We start from the raw sequence: 12,247 nt of genomic DNA, 5'->3' as shown, positions 1-12,247 counted from the left end.
GTGAATCACGAAACCACGCACGGCACCGGCGACACTGACGCCCGACGTCGCCTTGCGGCGCTGGCGGTAGGCGCCATTGGCGTGGTCTACGGCGACATCGGCACCAGCCCGCTATACACCCTGCAAACGACGCTCAGTCACGATGGCATGCGGCCCACGCCCGAAAGCATCTATGGCGTGCTCTCGCTGATCTTCTGGGCACAGATCCTGGTGGTGTCGCTGAAGTACGTGGTGTTCATCATGCGCGCCGACAACAAGGGCGAGGGCGGCATCATGGCCTTGATGGCCCTGGCGCAGCGCAGCGTGCGCGAGAAGCCGAAGCTGCGTTGGGTGCTGGCCATCCTCGGCATCTTCGGCGCGTCGCTGTTCTATGGCGATGGCGTTATCACGCCGGCGATTTCCGTGCTGTCGGCTGTGGAAGGCGTGAAGGTCGCGGCTCCCGGTCTCGCACATTGGGTGGTGCCGGTGACCGCCGTGATCCTGTTTTTCCTGTTCGCCTTGCAACGTCACGGCACGGCAAAAGTGGGCAGCGTATTCGGGCCGGTGATGATGGTCTGGTTCGTCACGATCGCGCTGCTTGGCGTGCATATGATCCTGCAGAATCCGCAGGTGTTGCGCGCGCTCAATCCCATGCATGGCGTGCACTTCTTTTTCACCCATGGGATACAGGCGTTTATCGCGCTCGGTGGCGTGGTGCTGGCGCTCACTGGAGCGGAGGCGCTTTATGCGGACATGGGGCATTTCGGCAAGCGGCCGATTCGCTTTGCATGGTTCAGCTTCGTGTTGCCGGCACTCGTGCTCAACTATTTCGGTCAGGGTGCCTTGCTGCTTGCGCATCCCGAGGCGGCCGACAATCCGTTCTTCAAGATGGTGCCGTCGGTCCTGCTGTATCCGATGATCGCTTTGGCGACCCTGGCCACAGTGATCGCGTCGCAGGCGGTGATTTCCGGCGCGTTCTCGATGACCCGGGAGGCGATGTCGCTGGGTTACTCGATGCGCATGCAGGTGGTGCACACCTCACGCGAAATGTCCGGGCAGATTTTCGTGCCGTGGGTCAACAGCTTTCTGCTGGTGATGGTGCTGGTGGCGGTGTTTGGGTTCCGCAGCTCCGACAGCCTGAGCGCGGCGTACGGCATTGCGGTGACCGGTACCATGACCATCACGACCATGCTCGCGCTGGTCGTGGCGCGTTATCAGTGGCACTGGAGCCGGGTCGCCGTGGTGGCAGCGGGCGTGCTGTTCCTGACCATCGACCTGTCATTCCTGGGCGCCAACCTGATCAAGGTCGAGTACGGCGGCTGGTTCCCGCTGGTGCTTGGTCTGGGCGTGTTCGTGCTGATGACGACCTGGCGTCGTGGCCGTGAGCTGGTGGTGCGCGAGATCAAGCAGGGCGGCCTGGCGCTGGAGCCGTTCATCGAGAACATTGCCGAGCATCCGCCGCTTCGGGTTCCCGGCACCGCGGTGTTCCTGACCGCGAACCAGAATGCCGTGCCACATGCGCTGCTGCATAACCTCAAGCACAACAAAGTGCTGCATGAGCGCAACGTGCTGTTGACGGCGGAGATCCTGGAGACGCCGGCGGCCGATGCCGACGAACGCATTCTCATCGTGCCGCTGGGCGACGAGTTCTACCGGCTGTCGCTGCGCTTCGGCTTTGCCGAGGATCCGAACATCCCTCTCGCGCTTTCGAAGTGCTCGAACGCCGGGCTGCCGTTCGACATGATGGACACCACGTTCTTCCTGTCGCGCGAAAACATCGTCGCCGACAAGGGTCGTCCCGGCATGGTGCTGTGGCGTGACAAGCTGTTCGCGTTCATGGCGCGCAACGCCTTGCCGGCCACCGCGTTCTTCCAGATTCCCGGCAACCGCCTGATCGAGCTGGGAGCACAGATCGAGATTTGAGGCGAGCGGGGGAGAGAGTAGGAGCGAGGGACGAGTAGCGAGGGCGCCGCATGTTTCGCTTTTCGCCCTCGCTACTCGCCTCTCGTCTCTCGACCCCCAGCTCTTCGCCTTAAGCCATAATACGAACATGACCGATACCCGCATCATCACGGCGGCCGCCCAGCTCGACGACGAGGCGCTGGAAGCCACGATTCGTCCCCGGCGGTTCGCCGAATATCTCGGCCAGCAAGCTGTGCGGGAACAACTGTCGATTTACATCGAGGCGGCCAGGAAGCGTGGCGGCGCGCTGGATCATGTCTTGATCTTCGGGCCGCCCGGCCTGGGCAAGACCACGCTCAGTCATGTCATTGCGAACGAACTGGGGGTCAACCTTCGTTCGACCTCCGGCCCGGTGCTGGAGCGCGCTGGCGATCTGGCCGCGCTGCTGACCAACCTCGAACCGAACGACGTGCTGTTCGTCGACGAGATCCATCGGTTGTCACCGGTGGTCGAGGAAGTGCTGTATCCGGCGATGGAAGACTTCCAGATCGACATCATGATCGGCGAAGGCCCCGCCGCGCGCTCGATCAAGCTGGATCTGCCACCGTTTACGCTGATTGGTGCGACCACGCGCGCCGGCATGCTCACCGCGCCGTTGCGCGACCGCTTCGGCATCGTGCAGCGATTGGAGTTCTATACGTCCGATGAGCTCACGGCAATCGTGCGGCGTGCCGCACGCATCCTGGGCATTGCGTGCGCGACCGAAGGGGCACAGGAGATCGCCCGTCGTTCGCGTGGCACCCCGCGCATCGCCAATCGGCTGCTGCGTCGCGTGCGCGATTACGCCGAGGTGCGCGCTGGCGGCGAGATCACGCTGGCCGCGGCGCAGGCGGCGCTGGACATGCTGAAGATCGATCCGGAGGGTTTTGACGAACTGGATCGTCGCCTGCTCAGCCTGATCATCGAGAATTTTGACGGTGGGCCGGTCGGGGTTGAATCGTTGGCTGCCGCGCTCAGCGAGGATCGCGGCACGCTGGAAGACGTGGTCGAACCCTATCTGATCCAGCAGGGCTATCTGATCCGCACCGCGCGTGGCCGCATGGTCAGCGCCAAAGGCTGGCGCCACCTGGGGCTGACCCCGCCGCCGCGCCAGGCGCAGCCGGCCGATCTGTTCAATGTCGATGTCGGCCATGACTGAGCCCGCGCAAGATCAGCCCTTCAGCTGGCCGGTGCGGGTGTACTGGGAGGATACCGACGCCGGTGGCGTGGTCTATCACGCCAGCTACCTGCGTTTCATGGAACGCGCCCGCAGCGAGTGGTTACGCGGGCTCGGTATCGACCAGTCCGCACTCAAGCAAACCACCGGGCTGGCGTTCCTGGTGCGCGAAATGCAGATCGATTTCCTCAAGTCTGCCCTGCTGGATGATGAACTGCTGGTAACGGTCGAAGTCAAAGAACGGCGCGCAGCCAGTATCCTGTTCAGCCAGACGATCAAGCGGGCCGACGGCAGCAGCGTGATCCGCGCCAAGGTCCGGGTGGCCTGCGTGGATATCCAGCGCATGCGTGCGGCACCGATTCCGACCGACCTGATACCGGCACCTGCCTGCTGACAACCTTCCACGACAACCTGGTTCAAGACGACTTGTTCCAGGACAACCAAGCCGACTGGCGGAGAACCTTCAAACAATGAACGGTGGACTGAACATTTTCTCGCTGATCGCGGATTCGAGCTTGCCCGTACAGCTGGTGCTGGCCGTGCTGCTGGTGTTCTCGTTCTTGTCGTGGGTGATCATCATCCGCAAGTATTCGCAGACCAAGGCAGCGATGCAGAATGCCGAAGCATTCGAGGAGCGCTTCTGGTCCGGCGGCGACCTGGCGCAGCTGTTCCGCGAGGTCAGCAATCGCGGTGCCGAGAATGGCGGAATCGAGAACATCTTCGAATCGGGCTTTCGCGAATTCGCCCGCCAGCGTCAGCGCAAGACGCATGACGTGCGTAGCGTGATGGAGAGTTCCGAGCGCGCCATGCAGGTCGCCGGCACCCGTGAAATCGGCTTGCTCGAGCGCAACCTGGAGTTCCTGGCCAACGTCGGTTCGATCAGCCCCTACGTGGGCCTGTTCGGCACGGTGTGGGGCATCATGGGTGCGTTCCAGGGCCTGGGCGAGATGAAGGACGTGACCATCGCGGTGGTTGCTCCACACATTTCCGAGGCACTGATCGCTACGGCAATGGGTCTGTTCGCGGCGATTCCGGCGCAGTGGGCGTACAACCGCTACGCCACCAAGGTCGAACGCATCGCTTCGCGCTATGACGTCTTCCAGGAAGAGTTCTCCTCCGTGCTGCAGCGGCAGATCCAGACCGACGACGTGGCTTGAGCGGAGCAGCAATCATGGCAACTCCCCGGCGCCAGAAGCGCTACAAGCTGAAATCCGAAATCAACGTCGTGCCATACATCGACGTGATGCTGGTGTTGCTGATCATCTTCATGGTCACCACGCCGATGATGAACTCCAGCGTCGATGTGCAACTGCCACAGGCGAACGCCAAGTCGATGCAGCAGAAGAAAGATCCGGTGCTGGTATCGGTGCTGCAGGATGGTCAGCTGTATCTGACCCTGAGCGGCGAGAAGAAGGAACTGGTTGACGAGAATTCCCTCAAGGTCAAGGTGGGCGCCTTCGTGGCCGCAAATCCTGAAGTCAACGTGCTGGTCGGTGGTGACGAGCGCGGTGCCTATGGCGGTGTGTTCAAGGTTCTGGCCGACCTGCAGCAGGCCGGCGTCGCCAAGGTGGGCCTGATGGGACAGCCGGGTGAGCCGCAGAGCCAGGGCAAGAGCGCATCCGATGGACGAAAGTAAGGCGACGCCGAAGGCGGTCGTTCTTTCCGCCATCCTGCACGTCGGCATCGTGGGGTTTCTGTTCCTCGCGATCCTGCCGTGTTCGAGCTACGAGACTTTCTTCAACGCGCTGGGCCTGCCGGCGTGGATGAACCCGATCCGGTGTTCCGCGCCTTTGCAACTGCAGGGTCCGATCATCCAGGCCGTACTGATTGGCCCCACCGGTAGCCCGCCGCCGAAGTCGGTCAAGACCAAGCCAATTCCCAATACCGTACCGCCTCCGCCGGCCGTGACGCCGCCTACACCGCCGCCACCGGAAAAGCCGCAGGTGCAGACGCTGCCGCCGCCGCCCGTGCATCCCGACGTCGTGGATCAGGAGCGTGTGGTCGAGGATGCGATGCAGAAGGCCGACGACGCCAAGAAGCTGCAGGAAGAGAAAGAGCGCCAGCGTCAGGCCGATCTGGACGCGCAGGCGGCCAAACAGAAACAAGAGAAGCAGAAGCAGATCGACCAGATGCTGGCCAAGATGGATGAGGCAGCGGCACAGACCCAGAAGGCCGACAGCAAAGCCAAGCAGGCCAAGCAGCAGCTGGAAGATCTGGCAAATGCCAAGGATCAGAGCCAGCCCGACGTGGCCAAGGCCGATCAGCTTCAAACCGGCAACAACAGCCAGAACAGTGACCTCAGCAGTGAATATGCGGCGGCAATTCAGAATGCGGTCACGCCGAACTGGTTGCGTCCGGATAACATGCCCAGCACGCCGTGCGCGGTTAATATCGTGCAGTCACCCGGTGGCGACGTGATGAGCGCTACGGTTGACCCTAGTTGCCCCTACGACGACGCCGGTCGGCGTTCGGTCGAAAATGCAGTGCTGCGAACCAAGACTTTGCCCTACAAAGGCTTTGAGAGTGTGTTCAAGCGCAACCTAACCTTCACATTCAGACCGCAATGATCAAGCCTATGCGCAAACTAAGCCCAAGCTTCGCCTTCGTCCTGCTGGCCATTGCGGCGCTGTTCGCCGGCCCTCTCGCAGCCCAGTCATTGAATATCGACATCGTCGGTGGCGTAAAGACCGCCACGCCGATCGTGGTGGTACCGTTCGCCCAACAGGGCGGTGCGCCGCTGACGACCGACATCGCCGATGTGATGCGCAACGATTTCAACCGCTCCGGCAAGTTCCGTTCTCTGGACAAGCCCAGCATCGTGGAATTCCCCTCGCAGGGAGCGGACATCAAGTTCGCCACCTGGCGTCTGCTCAAGCAGGACTACATCACGGTAGGCCGCGTCAGTGATGCCGGCGGTGGCATGCTGAAGGTCGATTTCGAGTTGTGGGACGTCAACAAGCAGCAAAGCCTGCTCGCCCAGTCGTTCACCGCGCCAGCAGGGGACTTACGTGGCGTCGCGCATCAGATTGCCGACATGGTCTATCAGAAGATCACTGGTGTGCGTGGCGCGTTCTGGACCCGCATCGCCTACATCACGGCAGTTGGGCTCGGCAACAACACGACTTATTCGCTGATCGTGGCGGATTCGGACGGCTTCAACCCGCAGGTCGTCGCCCGCTCGAAGGAGTCGCTGCTGTCGCCGGCGTGGTCGCCGGATGGCAAGAAGATCGCCTACGTTTCGTTTGAGAGCGGCAACTCGCATATCTATGTGCAGGATCTGACCACCGGTGCGCGTCAGCTGATCGAAGGTCACAGCAAGGGTATCAACAGTGCGCCGTCGTTCTCGCCGGACGGCAGCAAGCTGGCGGTCTCGCTGTCCTTCGTGGGCAACCCGCAGATTTTCGTGACCGACCTCAGCGGTCATAGCGAAACCCAGCTCACCCGTGGCGGACTGTCGATCAATACCGAGCCGGTATGGGCGCCGGATGGGCAGAGCATCTATTTCACGTCCGATCGATCCGGCAAGCCGCAGATCTACCAGGTATCGGCCGGCGGCGGTGACGCGCAGCGAATCAGTTTCCAGGGTCAGTACAACGCCAAACCGTCGATCAGCTACGACAGCAAGCAAATCGCGATGGTGCAGGGCAACGGGAACGTGTATCGTATTGCCATCATGGACCGTAGTCTGGGAGGCCAAGTGCGTTTCGTGTCGCAAGGCCCCATCGACGACAGTGCATCGTTTGCGCCTAATGCAAGCATGTTGTTGTACGCCGCCACCGACGGTAGTCGTGGAGTGCTTTACTCCGTGTCCAGCGATGGCTTGGTCCGACAGCGGCTGGCGCTTGCCGGCGGCAACGTGCAGGAGCCTGCCTGGGGTCCATATAGGGAACACTGATTTTTCGTGCTGCATCGCACAAGCGGTGCGGTATGATGCCCACGGATCGGGCCCGAGCAACGCTAAAGGCGTGTTTCGGATTCCGGTTGCGGCTCCTTGCCGCGCCAACCAGTCAGAGTGATTGTACGAAATTACGCACAATCGCTCTTTCGAAGTGTCAAAATAACAGCCGGTTAACCGGCGTCGCCGTCCCGTTACCATTATCTATCGTTTTGTCGGAACTCAACTCGTAAGGAACGTCATCATGAATAAGACCGTTCGCGTCGCCCTGGTTGCTCTGTTGTGCGTTGGTGCAGCCGCTTGCGCCAAGAAGCAGGCCGTTCAGCCGCAGCAGCCCGCCCAGGAACAGACCACCCAGACTCAGAGCAACGAGACCACTGGCAAGTACAAGCTTGGCGATCTCGATACCGATGCCTGCCTGCGTCAGCGCGTCGTGTACTTCGATTTCGACAAGACCGAAATCAAGCCGGAGTTCCAGCAGATCATGGCGTGCCACGCCAAGTACCTGCAGGATCGCCCGACTTCGCAGGTCCGTCTCGAAGGCAACACCGACGAGCGCGGTACGCGTGAATACAACCTTGGTCTCGGCGAGCGCCGTGGCAAGGCTGTTTCCGACGCGCTGCAGGCAGCCGGTGGTTCGGCCAGCCAGCTCAACGTGATCAGCTACGGCAAAGAGAAGCCGGTGTGCCGCGAGCACAACGAGGATTGCTGGGGCAAGAATCGTCGCGTCGAGATCGTCTACACGGCGCAGTAATTGATGAAGCGACTGGCTTGCGGTTTTAGTTTCACAGCCAGGTTCAGCATGGTGGGCGCGATCGCGTCCGCCATGCTGTTCGCGTGTGTGGCAAGTCCGGTGTTCGCGCAGGATTCCCGGCTGAGTCTGGCCGATCGCGTCGCGCTGCTTGAGCAGCAAGCGCAAAACAAGGACCAGAGCGGTATCGGCATGGTCAACCAGATGCAGCAACTGCAGGCGCAGGTGCAGCAGCTACAAGGCCAGATCGAAGAATTGCAGCACAACCTGCAAGAGCTCAACGACAAGAACAAGGCGCAGTATGCCGACCTCGATGGCCGTCTCGGGCGTCTTGAGGGTGGCAATGCTGCAGGTGCAGGTGCAGGTGCCGCGGCAGCCAGCCCGCAGGCAGCCAATCCACCGGCAGCGGCAGCCGCAGTCGTAGGTGGCAACAACAGCAGCACTGGTCAGTCGAACCCGTCAGCAGCCAGCAGCGCAGATCCTGCCGCCGCTCAGGCCGCTTACAACGTGGCTTTCAAGGCACTGCAGGCCGGCGATTATGTGCAGGCGTCGCGCCAGTTTCGCAGTTTCATCCAGCAATACCCCAATCATGCGCTCACGCCCAACGCCTATTACTGGCTGGGCGAGTCGTACTACGTCACGATGAACTACCCGGTGGCGCTGGAATCCTTCCAGCACCTGCTGAGTCAGTTTCCGCAAAGCGAGAAGGCGCCCGACGCGCTGCTCAAGATCGGCTACAGCCAGCTCGAGCTGAAGCAGGATGCGGCGGCCAGGGCCACGCTCAGCTCGGTGAAGACCAAATACCCGGGTTCCAAGGCAGCCAGCCTGGCCCAGGAACGTCTGCAGCACATCGCGCAGCCACCGGCCAACTGAGGGCGCGGCGGTGAGCGGCAACAGCGCACTCGTGGCATCTACCACGTCTGTTTCAGTCGTCACCGAACGGCTGCGCATCACCGAGATATTCCACTCGATCCAGGGTGAGGCCGATGCGATCGGCTGGCGCACGGTATTCGTGCGGCTCACCGGCTGCCCGTTGCGCTGTGTCTGGTGCGACACGGAATACTCTTTTTATGGCGGCGATTGGCATGCGATCGACGACATCCTTGCGCAGGTGGCCTCGTACGGTGCCAAACACGTCTGCGTGACGGGTGGCGAGCCGCTGGCGCAAAAGCGTTGCCTGATCCTGCTACAAAAACTGTGCGACGCCGGCTATGACGTATCGCTGGAAACGTCCGGTGCACTCGATGTGTCCGCGGTCGATCCGCGCGTGCGCAAGGTGATGGATCTGAAGGCGCCCGATTCCGGCGAGAGCCAGCGCAACCTGTGGTCGAATCTCGATCATCTGCTCGCGCACGATCAGATCAAGATCGTGATCGCCAGCCGCGCCGACTACGAGTGGGCTTGCGCAATGCTGACGGAGCACGCGCTGGCGCAGCGCTGCATGGTGCTGTTTTCGCCCGTGCACGGCGCGGTGCAGCCGCGTGATCTGGCCGAGTGGATCATTGCCGACAAGTTGCCGGTGCGTTTTCAGATGCAGTTGCACAAGCTGCTGTGGAACGACGCAGCCGGTCACTGATCGGCTGCCGGAATTGATCCTTTGGTGTACGCGCGATCACAAGCGCGAGTAGTTTCTATTTTGCGCGCCGGCCTGTGTTGCTGGTGGCGTTCGCGGCCGGTGTCCGGCCACCCATCGTGGAAAAGTCATGTCTCAAAACACTTTGCGCAAGGCCGTCGTGCTGGTTTCCGGCGGCATGGATTCGGCAGTCACCATCGCTTTGGCCCGGGAGCAGGGCTACCAGGTCCATGCGTTGAGCGTGGCCTATGGTCAGCGTCACAGTTCGGAACTGGCGGCATCGGATCGCGTGTCGCAGCTGCTCGGTGCGGTGGAGCACAAGACAGTAAGCGTCGACCTGCGCAGCATCGGAGGCTCCGCGCTTACCGCTGACATCGACGTGCCACTGGATACCCCAGCGCACGAGACTCACGCCGGCGCAAACGAAGAAGATATTCCGGTGACCTATGTGCCGGCACGCAACACCATCATGCTGTCGATCGCGCTGGGCTGGGCCGAGGTGCTCGGCTCCAATGACATCTGGTGCGGCGTCAACGCGGTCGATTATTCCGGCTATCCGGATTGCCGCCCCGCGTTCGTCGAGGCATTCGAGACGCTGGCGAATGTCGCAACCAAGGCCGGCGTGGAAGGCGCCGGCATTCGCATCCACACACCGCTGATGCGCATGAGCAAGTCCGATATCGCGCGCGAAGGTCAGCGTCTGGGCATCGATTTTTCGGTTACCGTGAGCTGCTACAAAGCCGACAGCGAAGGCCGCGCCTGCGGTCATTGCGATGCCTGCCGCCTGCGCGCGCAGGGCTTCCGCGAAGCCGGTCTGCCGGACCCGACGCGTTACGTCTGAACGGCCTTGCTTGTGCCGGTGCCGCCCAGCCCGTAAAATTGCCGGCTTGGCTTTCAAAATGATGGGCCGTTAGCTCAGTTGGTAGAGCAGTAGACTTTTAATCTATTGGTCCCGGGTTCGAATCCCGGACGGCCCACCAGTTTCAAACCCGCATGGCCTAACGCTTTGCGGGTTTTTTTTGGCAAGCTTCCAGCGGCTGGGATGCAGTGTTTTGGCCGTAGCCGTAGTTTCGGCGCATCGCGGTTCGGGGCACCACTCTGCCGGCTATCGGCAAGACATCTTCTGCTATCAGCAAGGCTCAAGCGGGCCTGGTCGGCATGGCCAAGACCTGCTGAATGAGGCGGAATGCCAAGGATGCAGCGCCCCGGGTAATTCAAGTTGCACCAGGCGAGGCCGATGATTAGGGACACGCCCCAGTCTTCTGAAATGCCCATGCTCGCCTCGAATTCGCCGCGCCGCTTCTCCGTTCGTCTTCGCTTGCAGCTTGCGTTTGGCGTGCTCACTTTGCTGTCCATGGCCACGGCGGCGGTGGGTGCCTGGGGGATTGTCGGCCTGCAGAGCACGACGCTGGAGACGCTGCATGGCGATGTGCGTTTTGCGGCTGACGTGCGTCAATTGCAGGCCGGCTTGCTGGAATTGCGCCGCTTCGAGAAGGACACCTTCATCAACATTGGAGATGCCGCTCAAGTGGCGTCTTATCACAGCAAGTGGGGTGGCGCGCACGCCAAGGCCCTGCACGAACTCGATGCGCTGGAGGTCTTTCCCACAGCCTCCGGCGAGGTATCCACGTTCCGTCACAACCTTGCGCTGTATGCGGATGGCTACGAGACGACGTTCCAATTGATCACTGCGAATACCTTCAAGGATGCGCACGAGGCCAACCTTCATTTCGTACAGTACAAGGAACCCATTCGCGCGCTCGACGACCTCACGCTGGCGATGGCGGCGGAGTCCGACAAGCGCGCCGCCGGCGTTGAGCCGCGTCTGGATGCGCGGGCAAAAGCTACGCTCGTCGTGACTGCCATGGCGGCGATGAGCGCGTTGCTGATCGCCATGGCGCTGGCATGGAGCACGACGCGCCGCATCATGCGCCCACTGACCAGTGCGCAGCAGCTGGCTCAGGCGATCAGCGGTGGTCGTCTCAGCAATGCGCTGGTGGTCGACGGCAATGACGAGTTCAGCGATACCCTGCATGCGCTGCAGTCGATGGATCGCCGACTGGCCGAGATCGTTGGTCAGGTCCATGAGACCTGCGAACAGCTTGCTGCGACCTCGCGTGACATTTCCCAGGGCACCGATGAGCTGTCGCGCCGCACGCAGGAACAGGCCAGCGCGCTGGAGGAAACCGCGGCCTCGATGGGGGAGATGACGGCCGCCGTGAAACAGAATGCGGAGGGCGCGAACGAAAGCCGCGATGTGGTACGTGGCGTTCGCACACACGCTGGTGAAGGCACGGCACTCGCGCAGGAGGCGGCTTCGGCGATGAGTGAGATCAGAGCAGCCAGCACCAAGATCGTGGACTTCGTCGGGCTCATCGACGAGATCGCTTTTCAGACCAATCTGCTGGCGCTGAACGCGGCAATCGAAGCATCCCATGCGGGAGAGGGTGGACGCGGATTCGCCGTGGTGGCTGGCGAGGTTCGGCGATTGGCCCAACAAAGCAAGTCCGCCGCGCATGAGATCCGTCAACTCGTAAGCGACAGCCGCGACAAGGTGACCCAGGGCAATGCGCTGGTCGAGCGCACGGGTCATGCGCTGATCCAGATCCAGTCGGGAGTGCAGCAGATCAGCGGACTGGTCGAGGAGATCGCCGCTGCGTCGCAGGAGCAGGCCGGCGGCATCGACCAGGTCAATGACGCCGTTGCCAGCATCGACACGGTGACTCAACAGAACGCAGCGATGGTGGAGGAAGCCAGCTCCGCCAGCCGTACCGCGCTGGAACTCACCCAGTCGTTGCGTCGGCAGATAGCGTTCTTCCAGATTGCTGCCGTGTCTTCTCCCGTATCCGAAAGGCGAACCCATGCCATGGCGGTGCACACGGACCTGGTTCCAGCCTGATCGATATGATGCTGACTAGCCACTGGGCTGCC

Annotated in this window: 12 protein-coding genes and 1 tRNA gene; all 13 read left to right on the top strand. The window is 61.9% G+C overall.

Going from position 1 to position 12,247, the window contains the following annotated elements; genetic code table 11:
* The 13 genes from HDE77_RS03645 to HDE77_RS03585 all read left to right on the top strand — a co-directional run bounded on the left by HDE77_RS03645 (position 1) and on the right by HDE77_RS03585 (position 12,215).
* Positions 1–1,902: a potassium transporter Kup gene (locus tag HDE77_RS03645; protein ID WP_184415800.1), complete on the top strand. Its 1,902-nt coding sequence runs from the start codon at positions 1–3 to the stop codon at positions 1,900–1,902.
* A gap of 127 nt (positions 1,903–2,029) precedes the next feature.
* Positions 2,030–3,079 carry a Holliday junction branch migration DNA helicase RuvB gene (gene ruvB / locus HDE77_RS03640; RefSeq protein WP_184415799.1) on the top strand — a complete coding sequence of 350 codons (1,050 nt, stop codon included), beginning with the start codon at positions 2,030–2,032 and terminating at the stop codon, positions 3,077–3,079.
* Positions 3,072–3,491, top strand: a complete 420-nt coding sequence (gene ybgC, locus HDE77_RS03635; protein WP_184415798.1) for a tol-pal system-associated acyl-CoA thioesterase — start codon at positions 3,072–3,074, stop codon at positions 3,489–3,491. The genes ruvB and ybgC overlap by 8 nt, the downstream gene beginning before the upstream one ends.
* Before the next feature lie 76 nt (positions 3,492–3,567).
* Entirely contained in the window at positions 3,568–4,254 is a 687-nt protein-coding gene (tolQ, locus tag HDE77_RS03630; protein WP_184415797.1) for a protein TolQ, read from the top strand.
* Between the two features lie 14 nt (positions 4,255–4,268).
* Positions 4,269–4,733, top strand: coding sequence for a protein TolR (gene tolR / locus HDE77_RS03625; RefSeq protein WP_184415796.1), 465 nt, complete (start codon positions 4,269–4,271; stop codon positions 4,731–4,733).
* Positions 4,720–5,664, top strand: coding sequence for a cell envelope integrity protein TolA (gene tolA / locus HDE77_RS03620; protein WP_184415795.1), 945 nt, complete (start codon positions 4,720–4,722; stop codon positions 5,662–5,664). Before tolR ends, tolA begins: the two co-directional genes overlap by 14 nt.
* An 8-nt stretch (positions 5,665–5,672) precedes the next feature.
* Positions 5,673–6,992 (top strand): Tol-Pal system beta propeller repeat protein TolB, encoded by a 1,320-nt coding sequence (gene tolB, locus HDE77_RS03615; RefSeq protein ID WP_184415794.1) that lies wholly within the window; start codon positions 5,673–5,675, stop codon positions 6,990–6,992.
* A 244-nt stretch (positions 6,993–7,236) separates the two neighbouring features.
* Entirely contained in the window at positions 7,237–7,746 is a 510-nt protein-coding gene (pal, locus tag HDE77_RS03610; protein WP_184415793.1) for a peptidoglycan-associated lipoprotein Pal, read from the top strand.
* A 3-nt stretch (positions 7,747–7,749) separates the two neighbouring features.
* Positions 7,750–8,616: a tol-pal system protein YbgF gene (gene ybgF / locus HDE77_RS03605; protein ID WP_255482523.1), complete on the top strand. Its 867-nt coding sequence runs from the start codon at positions 7,750–7,752 to the stop codon at positions 8,614–8,616.
* A 10-nt stretch (positions 8,617–8,626) separates the two neighbouring features.
* Positions 8,627–9,319 carry a 7-carboxy-7-deazaguanine synthase QueE gene (queE, locus tag HDE77_RS03600; protein WP_184415792.1) on the top strand — a complete coding sequence of 231 codons (693 nt, stop codon included), beginning with the start codon at positions 8,627–8,629 and terminating at the stop codon, positions 9,317–9,319.
* Between the two features lie 127 nt (positions 9,320–9,446).
* Positions 9,447–10,157: a 7-cyano-7-deazaguanine synthase QueC gene (queC, locus tag HDE77_RS03595; RefSeq protein WP_184415791.1), complete on the top strand. Its 711-nt coding sequence runs from the start codon at positions 9,447–9,449 to the stop codon at positions 10,155–10,157.
* 63 nt (positions 10,158–10,220) lie between these two features.
* Positions 10,221–10,296: transfer RNA gene (locus HDE77_RS03590), tRNA-Lys, on the top strand.
* 293 nt (positions 10,297–10,589) lie between these two features.
* Positions 10,590–12,215 (top strand): methyl-accepting chemotaxis protein, encoded by a 1,626-nt coding sequence (locus tag HDE77_RS03585; RefSeq protein ID WP_184415790.1) that lies wholly within the window; start codon positions 10,590–10,592, stop codon positions 12,213–12,215.
* Positions 12,216–12,247: the final 32 nt, after the last annotated feature.

The organism is Rhodanobacter sp. MP7CTX1 (genome assembly GCF_014205795.1).
Lineage (GTDB): Bacteria > Pseudomonadota > Gammaproteobacteria > Xanthomonadales > Rhodanobacteraceae > Rhodanobacter.
Note: the sequence above shows the minus strand (reverse complement) of the source record. Positions and strands in the feature narration are given on the sequence as shown.